General features: G+C 68.2%; 16 protein-coding genes. 11 read left to right on the top strand and 5 right to left on the bottom strand.

The features are described 5' to 3' along the window. The first annotated feature begins 5 nt into the window (after window positions 1–5). The 4 genes from ispH to ACFOM8_RS03365 all read left to right on the top strand — a co-directional run bounded on the left by ispH (window position 6) and on the right by ACFOM8_RS03365 (window position 2,714). Window positions 6–962, top strand: a complete 957-nt coding sequence (gene ispH, locus ACFOM8_RS03380) for a 4-hydroxy-3-methylbut-2-enyl diphosphate reductase (protein WP_377759320.1) — start codon at window positions 6–8, stop codon at window positions 960–962. A 63-nt stretch (window positions 963–1,025) separates the two neighbouring features. After that, window positions 1,026–1,625 (top strand): glutathione S-transferase family protein, encoded by a 600-nt coding sequence (locus ACFOM8_RS03375; RefSeq protein ID WP_377759318.1) that lies wholly within the window; start codon window positions 1,026–1,028, stop codon window positions 1,623–1,625. Further along, complete coding sequence (rnhA, locus tag ACFOM8_RS03370; RefSeq protein ID WP_377759317.1) at window positions 1,618–2,085, top strand: ribonuclease HI; 468 nt, start codon at window positions 1,618–1,620, stop codon at window positions 2,083–2,085. Before ACFOM8_RS03375 ends, rnhA begins: the two co-directional genes overlap by 8 nt. A 2-nt stretch (window positions 2,086–2,087) precedes the next feature. Next, window positions 2,088–2,714, top strand: coding sequence for a trimeric intracellular cation channel family protein (locus ACFOM8_RS03365; protein WP_377760050.1), 627 nt, complete (start codon window positions 2,088–2,090; stop codon window positions 2,712–2,714). Between the two features lie 9 nt (window positions 2,715–2,723). On the opposite strand, the gene ACFOM8_RS03360 is transcribed toward ACFOM8_RS03365, so the two are convergent. Further along, a complete protein-coding gene (locus ACFOM8_RS03360) occupies window positions 2,724–3,125 on the bottom strand; it encodes a group III truncated hemoglobin (RefSeq protein ID WP_377759315.1) in 402 nt (133 codons plus the stop codon). Between the two features lie 97 nt (window positions 3,126–3,222). Between ACFOM8_RS03360 and queF the strand changes: the two genes are divergently transcribed. Next, the gene (queF, locus tag ACFOM8_RS03355; protein WP_377759313.1) at window positions 3,223–3,684 is read left to right on the top strand and encodes a preQ(1) synthase; all 462 of its coding nucleotides are present in this window, start codon (window positions 3,223–3,225) and stop codon (window positions 3,682–3,684) included. A gap of 7 nt (window positions 3,685–3,691) precedes the next feature. On the opposite strand, the gene ACFOM8_RS03350 is transcribed toward queF, so the two are convergent. Continuing rightward, on the bottom strand, window positions 3,692–4,516 hold the full coding sequence (locus ACFOM8_RS03350) for a DUF6635 family protein (protein ID WP_377759311.1): 825 nt from the start codon (window positions 4,514–4,516) through the stop codon (window positions 3,692–3,694). Window positions 4,517–4,646: 130 nt separating this feature from the next. On the opposite strand from ACFOM8_RS03350, the gene ileS reads away from it, so the two are divergent. Both ileS and ACFOM8_RS03340 read left to right on the top strand, forming a co-directional pair. Next, entirely contained in the window at window positions 4,647–7,583 is a 2,937-nt protein-coding gene (ileS, locus tag ACFOM8_RS03345) for an isoleucine--tRNA ligase (RefSeq protein WP_377759309.1), read from the top strand. A gap of 508 nt (window positions 7,584–8,091) precedes the next feature. Continuing rightward, window positions 8,092–8,505 carry an OsmC family protein gene (locus tag ACFOM8_RS03340; protein WP_377759307.1) on the top strand — a complete coding sequence of 138 codons (414 nt, stop codon included), beginning with the start codon at window positions 8,092–8,094 and terminating at the stop codon, window positions 8,503–8,505. On the opposite strand, the gene ACFOM8_RS03335 is transcribed toward ACFOM8_RS03340, so the two are convergent. Genes ACFOM8_RS03335 through ACFOM8_RS03325 form a run of 3 tightly spaced genes read right to left on the bottom strand, consistent with a single transcriptional unit; the run spans window position 8,502 to window position 10,373 of the window. Further along, window positions 8,502–9,485 (bottom strand): hypothetical protein, encoded by a 984-nt coding sequence (locus tag ACFOM8_RS03335; protein ID WP_377759305.1) that lies wholly within the window; start codon window positions 9,483–9,485, stop codon window positions 8,502–8,504. The genes ACFOM8_RS03340 and ACFOM8_RS03335 overlap by 4 nt on opposite strands. 5 nt (window positions 9,486–9,490) lie before the next feature. After that, a complete protein-coding gene (arsC, locus tag ACFOM8_RS03330; protein ID WP_377759303.1) occupies window positions 9,491–9,847 on the bottom strand; it encodes an arsenate reductase (glutaredoxin) in 357 nt (118 codons plus the stop codon). A 10-nt stretch (window positions 9,848–9,857) separates the two neighbouring features. Further along, window positions 9,858–10,373 (bottom strand): Lrp/AsnC family transcriptional regulator, encoded by a 516-nt coding sequence (locus ACFOM8_RS03325; RefSeq protein WP_377759301.1) that lies wholly within the window; start codon window positions 10,371–10,373, stop codon window positions 9,858–9,860. Window positions 10,374–10,473: 100 nt separating this feature from the next. Here ACFOM8_RS03325 and ACFOM8_RS03320 point away from each other — a divergent pair, with 100 nt between their 5' ends. The 4 genes from ACFOM8_RS03320 to ACFOM8_RS03305 are packed head-to-tail and all read left to right on the top strand — an operon-like array spanning window position 10,474 to window position 13,579. After that, window positions 10,474–10,821, top strand: coding sequence for a DUF2849 domain-containing protein (locus tag ACFOM8_RS03320; RefSeq protein ID WP_377759299.1), 348 nt, complete (start codon window positions 10,474–10,476; stop codon window positions 10,819–10,821). Continuing rightward, window positions 10,814–12,472, top strand: a complete 1,659-nt coding sequence (locus ACFOM8_RS03315; protein ID WP_377759298.1) for a nitrite/sulfite reductase — start codon at window positions 10,814–10,816, stop codon at window positions 12,470–12,472. The genes ACFOM8_RS03320 and ACFOM8_RS03315 overlap by 8 nt, the downstream gene beginning before the upstream one ends. Next, on the top strand, window positions 12,465–13,196 hold the full coding sequence (locus ACFOM8_RS03310) for a phosphoadenylyl-sulfate reductase (RefSeq protein ID WP_377759296.1): 732 nt from the start codon (window positions 12,465–12,467) through the stop codon (window positions 13,194–13,196). Before ACFOM8_RS03315 ends, ACFOM8_RS03310 begins: the two co-directional genes overlap by 8 nt. Next, entirely contained in the window at window positions 13,193–13,579 is a 387-nt protein-coding gene (locus ACFOM8_RS03305; protein ID WP_377759294.1) for a DUF934 domain-containing protein, read from the top strand. The genes ACFOM8_RS03310 and ACFOM8_RS03305 overlap by 4 nt, the downstream gene beginning before the upstream one ends. Window positions 13,580–13,596: the final 17 nt, after the last annotated feature.

Genomic DNA, 13,596 nt, shown 5'->3' with positions numbered 1-13,596 from the left:
GTGGCATGGAACACGCGAAACCACCCCTGATGCTTTATCTGGCCGCGCCGCGCGGGTTCTGCGCGGGCGTGGACCGTGCGATCAAGATCGTCGAGATGGCGTTGCAGAAATGGGGCGCCCCCGTTTATGTCCGCCACGAGATCGTCCACAACAAGTTCGTGGTGGACAGTCTGCGCGACCAGGGCGCGGTCTTTGTCGAGGAACTGGACCAGGTGCCCGACGACCGTCCGGTGATCTTTTCCGCCCACGGCGTACCCAAGGCGGTGCCCGCCGAGGCGCGGCGGCGCAACATGATCCATGTGGACGCGACCTGCCCCCTTGTGACCAAGGTCCACAACGAGGCCGCGCGCCATCATGGCGAAGGGTTGCAGATGGTGATGATCGGCCACGAAGGCCATCCCGAGGTTCTGGGCACCATGGGCCAGCTGCCCCCGGGCGAGGTGATCCTGGTCGAGACGGCCGCCGATGTGGCCCGCATCAGCCCGCGCGATCCCGACCGGCTGGCCTTTATCACCCAGACCACCCTGTCGGTCGACGACACCGCCGAGATCGTCGAGGCCCTGAGGGCGCGTTTTCCCGCCATCGCCGGTCCCGCGCGCGAGGACATCTGCTATGCCACCACCAACCGCCAGGCGGCGGTCAAGGCGGTGGCGCCCAAGATCGACGCGCTGCTGGTGATCGGGGCGCCGAATTCCTCGAACTCCAGGCGCCTGGTCGAGGTGGGGCGGGCGGCGGGCTGCGCTTATTCGCAGCTGGTGATGCGCGCGGACCAGATCGACTGGCGGGCCATCGAGGGCGCCCGCGCGGTGGGCGTCACCGCAGGCGCGTCCGCCCCCGAGGTGCTGGTCAACGAGGTGATCGACGCCTTTCGCGGCCGCTACGACGTGACGGTGGAAATCGTCGAGACGGCGCAGGAGAATGTCGAGTTCAAGGTGCCGAAAGTGCTGCGGGAAACCGCCTGACAGGCAGACCGGGGGCCAGCCCCCGGACCCCCGGGATATTTGGACAAAGGTGAAAGAGGCTTGATGCGGCTTTATTCCATGCCCTCGTCGGGCAACAGCTACAAGCTGCGGCTGCTGCTGGCGCTGCTGGGGCGCGCGGTCGATCTGGTCGATTGCGAGCACGGATCGGCCGCCCTGGCCCAGGTGAAGCCCCTGCTGCCTTATGGCAAGCTGCCCGCCTTGCGCCTGGACGACGGGACGATGTTGGCCGAATCCGACGCGATCCTGTGGTATCTGGGCGAGGGGACGGATTTCATCCCCGCCGACCCCGTGGCCCGCGCGCAGATGCTGGGCTGGATGTTCTGGGAACAATACAGCCACGAACCCGTTGTCGCCGTCCGCGCCGCGCTGCTGTGGTATCCCGACCGCGCCGCGCAGGCGACGCCGGAACGCCTTGCCGACCTGTTGGAGCGGGGACATGCCGTTCTGCGGGTGATGGAGAACCGGCTGGCGGATCGCGACTGGCTGGCGGGCGACGCGGTCAGCCTGGCCGACATCTGCCTTTACGCCTATACCCACACGGCGGGAGCGCGGGGCGGCTTCGACATGGCGCGGTTTCCGGCGGTTGGCCGCTGGCTGGACCGGATCGCGGCGCTGCCGGGATATGTGGGGCTGGATGGCTGAGCTTTTCGCCTGGACCGACGGCGCGTGCAGCGGCAATCCCGGCCCCGGCGGGTGGGGCGTGCTGATGCGCGCGATGGACGGCGACACCGTTGTCAAGGAGCGCGAGCTGGCGGGCGGCGAGGCGCTGACCACCAACAACCGGATGGAGCTGATGGCGGCGATCTCGGCGCTGGAGGTGCTGGCGCGGCCAAGCGCGATCACCATCACCACCGACAGCGCCTATGTGAAGAACGGCGTGACCCAGTGGATCCACGGCTGGAAGCGGAACGGCTGGAAGACCGCCGACAGGAAGCCCGTCAAGAACGCCGAACTGTGGCAGCGCCTGGACGAGGCGCAGCGGCGACACAAGGTCACATGGGCCTGGATCAAGGGCCATGCCGGGCACCCCGAGAACGAACGCGCCGACGAACTGGCGCGCGGCGGCATGGCGCCCTTCAAGCCCGCGAAGGCCGCGGGGTGACGCTGGCGGGGCTTGTCCCGTGGCTGGATCACGCCAGCGTGCTGGTTTTCGCGCTGACCGGGGCGCTGGTGGCCAGCCGGGCGCAGCTTGATCTGGTGGGCTTCATCTTCTTCGCCACGCTGACCGGCATCGGCGGCGGCACCGTGCGCGACCTTGTTCTGGGCCGCGATCCGGTGTTCTGGGTGCAGCGGCCCGAACTGGTCCTGCTGACGGCGGGGGCCGCGGTGCTGGTGTTCTTCACCGCCCATCTGTTCGAAAGCCGCTATCGCCTGATCGTCTGGCTGGACGCCTTCGCCCTGGCGGTGGCCGTGCCTGCGGGTGTCGGCCTGGCGCTGGAAACCGGGGCAAGCCCGGTGGTGGTTGTCGCCATGGGCGTTGTCACCGGCACCTTCGGCGGGCTGATCCGCGACGTGGTGGGCAACGAGTTGCCCCTGGTCCTGAAGCAGAAGGAGCTTTACGTCACCGCGACCTTCGGGGGCGCGGTTGTGGCCGTGGCGCTGATCGGGGTCGGGATGCCCCGGCCGGTTGCGCTGATCTTCTGCGGGCTGGTGGTTATCGCCCTGCGCGCGGGCAGCCTGCTGCTGGGCTGGAGCCTGCCGACCTACAAGGCGCGCCCGCCGCGGCGCTAGCGCAGGCCATCATCGCAGGACAGGCGGGCCGCCGGGGGTGGGGCGGATGTCCTCGACCCCCATGCGCAGGCCCTGGCCGATCCGGTGGGCCAGGGCGGACCAGGCGCGGGCCGCGTCCGGGGGCAGGGTGCGGCGCAGGGTTTCGTCGAACAGCGCCAGCCAGACGGGAAAGTGATCGGCGCGCACGTCGCCCGCCCGCATGTGCGCGCGCATCGGACTGCCGTCGTAGCTGCGTTCGTAAAGGATCGCGTTGCGCCAGAAGGCGGCGATCCTGGCCTCGTGCGCGGGCCAGTCGGAAACGTGGTTGGCGAAGACCGGGCCCAGCACCTCGTGCCGGCGAACGGCGCCGTAGAAGACGGCGACGACCTGGCCGATCTGGTCTGCGCTGACATCGAAGCGGGGCGGGATCATGGCGCCTATGTGGCGCGGGGGCGGGCAGGGCGCAAGGCGCGGTTTGACGCAGGGGGCGGCGGCTGCTATCGCCACGCGCCGCTTGAAAGGATGCCCCATGTCCCACTACACCGATGCGCTGACCCAGCTTGGCGCCAAGACCGATCTGCCCGCCAGCCCCGACCGGGCCGTGCTGGAGCGCGTTCCGAACCCCCAGGCGGGCGAAACCTATGCCGTCCGCTTCACGCAGCCCGAGTTCACCAGCCTGTGCCCGATCACCGGCCAGCCGGATTTCGCGCATCTGGTGATCGACTATGTTCCGGGCGACTGGCTGGTGGAGTCGAAATCGCTGAAGCTGTTCCTGGGCAGCTTCCGCAACCACGGCGCCTTTCACGAGGACTGCACGGTGGGCATCGGCAAACGGCTGGTTCAGGCGATCGCGCCGCAATGGCTGCGGATCGGGGGATACTGGTATCCGCGCGGCGGGATGCCCATCGACGTGTTCTGGCAGACGGGCGCGGCGCCTGCGGGATTGTGGCTGCCGGACCAAGGCGTGGCGGGGTATCGCGGGCGCGGCTGAACAGGGGCTAGCGCAAGTTCCGCCACAGCATCAGCACGGCGTCCGACAGGTCGCCCGCGCGGGCCAGCAGGTGCTCGCGCTCGATCCCCCCGGCGGGCGCGGCCCGGTCCAGGCGGTCCAGCAGGCGCAGGATGCGGCGGCGATGGGTGCCGGCCCAAAGCTGGAGGGGGTCGGCGATCAGCCCGGCGAAGGTCGTGACCAGCGACCCGGCCACGGCCAGGGCGATGCCGGTGCCGATCACCTCCCAGGGGGACAACTCGACGGGGAAGGCCCAGTACCAGGCCCGGCCCAGGCGGTCGCCCAGCAGGAAGTCGCCGACCGCGGTGGAATGGGCGCGGATCTCGGCCAGCGGCCCGGCCAGCGAGATGATGCCCGGCGTGGCGCGGTTGAACAGCAGCCAGCCCCCGGCCAGCACGATCAGCGAGGTGGTGATCTCGGACACGGCGTTGCGGGTTTCGGCCAGGGCCGCGGCTTCGCGGCGGACGGCATCAGGCGGGGCGCCGGGGCCGATGCCCCGGGCGTCCAGGTCGGCGATCAGAACCAGCAGATCGGCCTCGATCACCCGGCCCATGTCCGAGGGAAGGAACACCCGTCGCCTTGCCAGCCAGCCGCCCGCGCGTTTCGCCCCAAGCCGCGACAGCAGCCAGGCCCCCAGCCGGGTCAGCAGGAAGACCGGCGACAGCATCACGTTGACCGGCGCGCGCAGCAGGTCCAGCCCAAGCGCCGCGCGGTGCAGGCGCAGGGTGCCGCGCGGGCCGTATCGGTCGCGGACGAAGCGCGACACGGCGCTGCGGCGGCGGCTCAGGGCATCGTCGGTCAGGGTTGCGGGCACGCGGGCGGCTTTCTATAGAGGGCGGCATGGAATTTCTGGCGTTCGGACCCCGAATTAGCAACCCGGCGGCGTGAGGTTTCGCGCCGCCGGGTCGCCGCATGTCCGAACCTGTCCCCCGAAGGATGCCCCCATGGCCGCCGATACGCCCGCCGATACCACCCTCGCGACCGACGCCCCCGACTACCGCGACACCGTTTTCCTGCCGCAGACCGAGTTCCCGATGCGCGCGGGCCTTCCGCAGCGCGAGCCCGAATGGCTGGCCCGCTGGGACCGCATCGGCATCTACGACCGCCTGCGCGAACGTGCGGAAGGCCGCGCGCCCTTTATCCTGCACGACGGCCCTCCTTATGCGAACGGGCACCTGCATATCGGCCACGCGCTGAACAAGACGATCAAGGACATCGTGGTGCGCAGCCACCAGATGATGGGCCGCGACGCGCGCTATGTCCCCGGCTGGGACTGCCACGGCCTGCCGATCGAATGGAAGATCGAGGAGAAATACCGCGCCGAGGGCCGCGACAAGGACGCCGTGGACGTGGTCGAATTCCGCCAGGAATGCCGCCGCTTCGCCGCCGACTGGATCGGCATCCAGCGCGACGAGTTCAAGCGTCTGGGCATCACCGGGAAATGGGACGATCCCTACCTGACGATGGATTTCCACGCCGAGGCGGTGATCGCGGCCGAGTTCATGAAGCTGGTGATGAACGGATCGCTGTATCAGGGCAGCAAGCCCGTGATGTGGTCGCCGGTGGAAAAGACGGCCCTGGCCGAGGCCGAGGTGGAATACAAGGACCACACCAGCCATACCATCTGGGTGCGGTTCCGGGTGGGATCGTCGCAGGGTATTTGGGCAAAGAAGAAGCCCGCAAGCGTGGTCATCTGGACCACGACGCCCTGGACCATTCCGCAGAACCGGGCCGTCGCGTTCAATCCGGGCATCGCCTATGGCCTGTATCAGGTGGGCGCGGTGGCCGAGGGCGCGACCGCGCAGCGGGGCGAGTTGCTGGTGCTGGCCGATGCCCTGTCGGACGGCGTGATGAAGGCCGCCAGGATCGAGGATTGGCAGCGCGTGGCCGATGTTCCCGCATCCGAGCTTGAGGGGGCCGTGCTGTGCCACCCCCTTCGCGGCATCGAGGGCGGCAATGGCGAATGGGACTATGACGTGCCTTTGCTGCCCGGCGATCACGTCACGGACGACGCGGGCACCGGCTTTGTCCATACCGCCCCCAGCCACGGCGACGACGACTATCAGCTTGGCCTGAAATACAGGCTGCCGATGACCTACAATGTCGAACCCGACGGCAGCTACCGCAAGGATCTGCCGATCTTCGGCGGCGAGGCGATCATCCAGACGGACGGCAAGGACGGCCCGGCCAATGTCAGCGTCATCAGGCAGCTGGCCTATGCGGGCGCGCTGCTGGCCAAGGGGAAGATCAAGCACTCCTACCCGCACAGCTGGCGGTCCAAGGCGCCGCTGATCTATCGCAACACGCCGCAATGGTTCGCGGCCATCGACAAGCCCTTGGCCGACGGCATGGGCGCGCATGGCGACACGATCCGCACGCGGGCGCTGAACAGCATCGACAAGCTGGTGAAATGGTGGCCGCAGACCGGACGCAACCGCATCCACGCGATGGTGGAAAACCGCCCCGACTGGGTGCTGTCGCGCCAACGGGCCTGGGGCGTGCCGCTGACCTGCTTCGTGCGGCGCGGCGCGAAACCGACCGACGGCGACTTCCTGCTGCGCGACCAGCGGGTGAACGACCGAATCATCGCCGCCTTTGAAGCCGAGGGCGCCGATGTCTGGTACCGCGACGGCTTCAAGGCGCGGGTGCTGGACGGCATCGTGAACCCCGAAGACTACGACCAGGTGATGGACGTGCTGGACGTGTGGTTCGACAGCGGCTCGACCCATGCCTTCGTGCTGCGCGACCGGGCGGACGGGGCGCCGGACGGGATCGCCGACGTTTATCTGGAAGGCACCGACCAGCATCGCGGCTGGTTCCAGTCGTCCTTGCTGCAAGGCTGCGCGACCAAGGGGCGGGCGCCTTACCGCAACGTGGTCACGCATGGCTTTACCCTGGACGAGAAGGGCATGAAGATGTCCAAGTCGCTGGGCAACACCGTTGTCCCGGCAAAGGTGATCGAGCAATACGGTGCCGACATCCTGCGGCTGTGGGTGGCGCAGGCGGATTACACCGCCGACCAGCGGATCGGGCCCGAGATCCTGAAGGGCACCGCCGACAGCTATCGCCGGTTGCGCAACACGCTGCGCTTCCTGCTGGGCGCGCTGGACGGTTTCACGGATGCCGAGAAGCTGGATCCGGCCCGGATGCCGGAACTGGAGCAGTGGGTGCTGCACCGTCTGGCGCAACTGGATCACGCGGTGCGCAAGGGCTACGACCAGTTCGACTTCCAGGGCGTGTTCCAGACGCTGTTCCAGTTCTGCACGGTGGATTTGTCGGCCTTCTATTTCGACATCCGCAAGGATGCGCTTTATTGCGACGCCCCGGACAGCCCGCGCAGGCGCGCCGCGCGGACGGTGCTGGACATCCTGTTCCACCGGCTTGTCACCTGGCTGGCCCCGATCCTGCCCTTCACGACCGAGGACGTGTGGCTGTCGCGCTTTCCGTCATACGACGACAGCGTGCATCTGCATGACTTCCCCGCGACCCCGGCCGACTGGCTGAACGAGCCCTTGGCCGTGAAATGGGACCATATCCGCCGCGCCCGCCGCGTGGTGACGGCGGCCCTGGAGGTCAAGCGCAGCGACAAGACCATCGGCGCCAGCCTGGAGGCCGCGCCGGTCGTCCATGTCGAGGACCGGGACATGCTGGCCGCGCTGAAGTCGGTGGATTTCGCGGATGTGTGCATCACCTCGGATCTGTCGCTGACCCTGGATCCCGCGCCGGCCGAGGCTTTCCGGATGGCAGAAACCCCCGGCATCGGCGTGGTCTTCGAGGCGGCCGAGGGCGAGAAATGCCAGCGGTGCTGGAAAATCCTGCCCGATGTGGGCACGCACAAGCATCCCGGCGTCTGCGGTCGCTGCGACGACGTTCTGTCCTGAACGACCGGCAGGATCGTGACGCGCAGCCCCGCCCCCCCCCCCTCAGCGTTGCGGCCGCAGGGGGTTGCCGCCGCTGCGGGCAGCCCGGGCTGCGCACGGTTACGGTCACGGCCATGCCGCGCCGCATGACGCCAGGCGGAGATCTGCCGCACGGCCTTCGATAAGGGCATGGCGCCCGGCGCGCCTTGCCGATCCGCCGGCCCTTGTGCAACTTGCCGGCCGCGGCATCGAACGCGGCAGGCTTCCGGACGCGTCAGAGGAAGCGGGGAAGTATCGTCCTCACGGCGCCGGCGCGGGATTGGCCGACCGACGACATGCTCCGGCGCCCTGCGCCCTTGTCGGGCGTTGGACTGCGCGCGCCGGACGGGCCGGATTTCAGGCCCTCGCGATCGGTGGGCTGGCGGCGGGCGGCGAGATGGGCATCCTGCACGGCCCGACGGCGCGGACGAGGGGTGACAGACAGCGCCCCTTGATCGTGCTAGGCTGATCTCAGTCAGCGGAGGCCGCCATGCCTGTTGTCAGCGTCAGCCTGATGAACCTGCCGGAAACCGAGGCCGCGCTTGGCTGGGCGGGCGCCCATTGCCTGATCGCCGACCGGCCCGAGGGCAAGGCCGGCGGCATGGGCCTGGGCTTCAACGGGGCGCAGCTGCTGGCGCTGGCCATCGGCGGCTGCTTTTGCAACGACCTGCGCTATATCGCGCACAGGCGCGGGGTCGCGGTCGCCTCGATCGCGGTCAAGGTGCATCTGACGATGGAAGGCGAGCCGCTGATCGCCACAGGGGCCGAGATGGCGGTGCAATGCAACCTGGAGGACGGATCGGACCCGCAGCCCCTGATCGACGAGGCCAGGGAAAGCTCCATGGTGGGCTGTTCCCTGCCGCGCGGGATTCCGGTGCGGGTGTCGGCGGGGCAGGGCGGCTAGTCCCACCACCAGCCGTTCTTCTTCAGCGCCTGGCGGATCGGCTTTTCCCTGGACGGCAGCCCGTCCGCGAACAGCGGGCGGACCTTGCTGCGGCCCTTGCCCTGGTAGATCAGCCTTTTCGCCGGTTCCCATTCGCGCAGGCGCCTTTTGATGCGGTTGGGGGCGACGGCGGCCTCCAGAACCTCCAGCACCCGGTCGGATTCGCGGGCGTAAAGCAGCGGCAGGTTGCGGTAATGGCAGGTCACGTCGCCATCCAGTCCCGCCAGGCCGGAACCGGGACGGCCGCCGCCCAGGCTGTGGATGACCAGGGGCAGGATCACCTGGTCCAGCCAGGGGTCGAGGGTTTGGCAGGCCAGTTCCTCGGGCGGGTCGTGGCGCACGGACAGCGCCCAGTCGAGGAACCGCTGCCCGAACACCGCCGGGTCGGGACCGAGGAACCAGCCCGCGTTGAAATACAGATACCGCTCCCAATGCTCGTCCGGCTGGGACAGATCCAGGGAGGACGGGAAATCCAGCCCGAAGCGGTCGTAAAGCGACTTCCAGATCCCCGCGTAGCCGGGGCCGTAAAGCGGCGGAACGGGCCATGTCCCCTTGCGCCGCATCGAGGCCGCCGGGCGGGCCTTGTCAAAGGGCACAAGATCCAGCGGGCCGGTGATCAGCGTGTCGGTGTCGAAAAAGACGAAGGGCTGTCCCGGGGGCAGGACCGACAGCGCCTCGATCTTGTTGCCGTAGGGATAGGCCGCGCCGAAATGGCGGGCGGTGAAGGGCGCGATGGCCGCCCCCAGGCTGTCCAGCAGGGCGCGGGTGTCGTCGCCGATCCGCGTGCCGTGGCCCGACCAGGCGCCCTCGGGCTGCGGTTCGGCTATGATCAGGCGGCCCGTGAAATCCGGCGCGCAATGGCGCAGGCTGGCGGCGAAGATGATCGCCTCGAATTCAAGCCGTCCCTGCTGGGCCAGGATCAGCAGGCTTGGCGCGGCCATTCCGGTCAGCCCGCCAGCATGTCGAAAACGGTTTCCTTCGGGCGGCACAGCCGCGCGCCCGAGGGGCCGAAGACAACCGGGCGTTCGATCAGGGCGGGATGTTCCGCCATGGCCGCGATCAGCGCGTCGTCGGTCAGGGACGGATCGCCCAGGCCAAGCGCGTCGTGGGGGGTGTTCCTGCGCCGCAGCAGGCCGCGCGGGGTCATGCCCAGCCGGCCCAGGGCCGCCCGCAGCTCGTCCGCCGTCGGCGGCTGCGCCTGATAGTCGCGCACCGTCACGTCCGCCCCCGCGTCCCGCAAGGCGTGCAGCACAAATCGCGAGGTCGCGCATTTGGGATTGTGCCAGATGGTAAAGACAGCCATGGGCGCAGCCCTAGCGCGCGATGTCGGGAATGGGAAGCGCGCTGGTCGCCTTGATTTCCTCCATCGACAGCAGGGCGGTGACGTTGTGGATCTTCACCTCGCCGATCAGCGACTGGTAGAAGCGGTCATAGGCCCGGGCGTTGCGGACCTGCACCTTGAGGATATAGTCGATGTCGCCGGCCAGCCGGTGCGCCTCGATCACCTCGGGGCGGTCGCGCAGCGCCTTGAGGAAGCGCGCGGCCCAGTCCTTGTCATGCTCGCTGGTGCGGATCAGCACGAAGAAGCAGGCCTCCAGCCCAAGCGCCTCGGGGTCCAGAATCGCCACCTGCCGGCGGATCACGCCGGCCTCGCGCAACTTGCGGATCCGGTTCCAGACGGGGGTCTTCGATGCCCCCACGCGGTCGGCGATCTGGTCCAGGGACAGGCTCGCATCCTCTTGCAACAAGGACAGGATTTTGCGATCCACCTCGTCCAGCCGGAAATTTGTTTTCGCTGCACCTGCATTCTGTGGAAGCTGTTCCGACATGATCGTCCGTTGTGGCTGAATGTCCTTATTTTCCTTAGCCTATCGCAAAATTCCAGAACAAAATTCTATATTGTCAGTATCAATCCGAGAGGGTCCGACCATGAGCAAAGCCTTCGTCCCGACGGCCGCAAAACCCGGCGTCATCACCGCAAACGACCTGCGCGAAGGCCATAACGTCTGGATGTGCGAGGACGGCTGGACCGCCGATCCCGCGCGCGCGACCATTTTCGAGGACGAGGCCATCGCCGATCTGGCGCTGCTGAAGGCCGTCGGCCAGTCGAACATCGTTGTCGGCCCCTATCTGGTGGAAGCCCGTCGCGGCCCCGACGGCCCCGAGCCCACCCATTTCCGCGAGGCTTTCCGCCAGCGCGGCCCGTCCAACTATTTCCACGGCATCCAAGCCGCAAAGCAAGCCACCGCAAAGCAGACCGAGGCCAGCAATGTTTGATGTCCGTCCCGTCGATACCGACTATGTGCGCCACCGTGCGGCCCAGTTCCGCGCCCAGGTGGAGCGCCGTCTGGATGGCAGCCTGACGGAAGACGAATTCCGGCCCCTGCGCCTGATGAACGGCGTCTACCTGCAGCTGCACGCCTATATGCTGCGGATCGCCATTCCCTATGGCACCATCAGTCCCGACCAGATGCGCATGCTGGCCCATCTGGCCGAGACCTATGACAAGGGCTACGGCCACTGGACCACCCGCCAGAACATCCAGTTCAACTGGCCCAGGCTGGTGGACATCCCCGACATGCTGGACAACCTGGCCTCGGTCGGGATGCACGCCATCCAGACCTCGGGCAACACGATCCGCAACGTGACGACCGACGCCTTCGCAGGCGCGGCGGCCGACGAATACATGGATCCGCGTCCCTATGCGGAACTGCTGCGCAGCTGGTCCACCGACCACGCGGAATTCCAGTTCCTGCCGCGCAAGTTCAAGATCGCCATCACCGGCGCAGCAAACGACCGCGCGCTGGTCGCCGCCCATGACATCGGGCTGCGCCTGATCCAGAGGGACGGCCAGACCGGCTTCGAGGTCTGGGTCGGCGGCGGCCTGGGCCGCACCCCCATGCTGGGCAAGGTGATCCGCGACTTCCTGCCGGAAGCCGATCTGCTGGCCTATATCGAGGCGATCATCTCGACCTACAACCTGTCGGGCCGCCGCGACAACAAGTACAAGGCGCGCATCAAGATCACCGTGTCCGAGCGCGGCCTGGATGTCTTCAAGGCCGAGGTCGAGGAGGAGTTCCTGAACCGTCGCCGCGACTTCCACGGTGCCGACCGCGAGGCGCTGGCGATCTTCCGCGACCGCTTCGCTGCCCCGGCCTTCCGCAATGGCCCGACCGACGGCTATGAGGCAGAGCGTGCCAAGAACGGCGCCTTCCGCAGCTGGACCGACACCATCCTGCATCCCCACAAGATCGACGGCTATGCCAGCGTCATCGTCACCTTCAAGACGCATGGCGCGACGCCGGGCGATGCCAGCGCCGATCAGATGCGCCTGTTGGCGGATTTGGCGGACCGGTACGGACACGCCGACCTGCGCATCAGCCACGACCAGAACGTCGTGCTGCCCCATGTCCACAAGTCGGATCTGCCCGCCGTTTACGCCGCCCTGCATGGGGCGGGGCTGGCAACCGCCAATGCCGGGCTGACCAGCGACATCATCGCCTGCCCGGGAATGGATTACTGCACCCTGGCGACCGCCCGGTCGATCCCCATCGCGCAGGACATCGCCACGCATGTCAAGAACAACGGTCTGGAAGCCGAGATCGGCAAGCTGAACATCCGCATCTCGGGCTGCATCAACGCCTGCGGGCATCACCACCTGGGCCATATCGGCATCCTGGGCCTGGACCGCGCGGGGGTGGAGAACTATCAGATCACGCTGGGCGGCGACGGCTACGACATTCCGGCCATCGGCGAGCGCGCCGGCGCGGGTTTCCCGGCCGAGGAAGTCGTGCCCGCCATCGACCGCCTGCTGCGCGCCTATCTGGAGGTCCGGGCGGACGCCTCGGAACGCTTCATCGACGCCTATCGCAGGCTTGGTCCGGCGCCGTTCAAGGCCGCGCTCTACCCCGAGCCCGCCCATGCTTGACGACACATTGGACGGCCGCGCCGCGCGGCTGAACGACCGCTATCGCCACCATGCCGCGACCGAGGTTCTGCGCCGCGCCGTCGGCGATCCCGACCTGGGGCGGGTGGCGCTGGTGTCGTCCTTCGGCGCGGAATCCGTGGTGCTGCTGCACATGGTCAGCCGCGCCGCGCCGGGCCTGCCGGTTCTGTTCATCGATACGCAGATGCTGTTTGCCGAAACGCTGGCCTATCAGCAGGAGGTTTCGGCAAAGCTGGGCCTGACCAACGTCCAGGTGATCCGCGCCGATCCGGCCCAGGTCGCCCGCCACGATCCCGACGGGGCGCTGCACCGGTCCGACGCCAATGCCTGCTGCGACCTGCGCAAGACCGTGCCGCTGGAACAGGCGTTGTCGGGTTATGACGCCTGGATCACCGGCCGCAAGCGGTTCCAGAACAGCGACCGCGCCGCGCTGGAGTTCTTCGAGCCCGAGCCGCCGTCGCGCCTGCGCATCAACCCGCTGGCCCATTGGCGGGCCGAGGACGTGCAGGACTACATGGTCGAGAACAATCTGCCGCGACACCCGCTGGTCGCGCGCGGCTATCCCTCCATCGGCTGCGCGCCCTGCACGTCCCCCGTCCGCCCTGGCGAGGATCCGCGCGCGGGCCGCTGGCGGGGCAGCGACAAGACCGAATGCGGCATCCACTTCATTGGCGGCAAGATCGTCCGCGGAAAGGTTCCGGCATGACCGAACGACTGAACAGCGAACGCGTTCTGGCGCGCGACGACGGATTCCACCCTCTGACCCAGGAAGCCGAGGAAACGCTGGCCCCCGACACGCCTTTGGCCGATCTGGCGCAGCATCTGGACCGCGCGCTGATCGCCATCGACTTTCCGTCCTTTACCGACGGCCGCGGTTTTTCGCTGGCCCGGCGGCTGCGCGAGATGGGCTTCAAGGGCCGCCTTCGCGCCTCGGGGCGGCTGATCGCCGACCAATACGCCATGGCCCGCCGCGTCGGCTTCGACGAAGTCGAGGTCGCCCCCGACATCGCCGCGCGCCAGCCCGCCGAACAATGGATCGCGCGGGCCGACTGGCAGGCCTTCGACCACCGCGCCAAGCTGGCCGGCTGAAGGGGTTTCCCCCCGCC

It is taken from the genome of Paracoccus angustae (genome assembly GCF_042648745.1).
Taxonomy (GTDB): domain Bacteria; phylum Pseudomonadota; class Alphaproteobacteria; order Rhodobacterales; family Rhodobacteraceae; genus Paracoccus; species Paracoccus angustae.
This window is presented reverse-complemented; position numbering and strand designations above follow the sequence as displayed.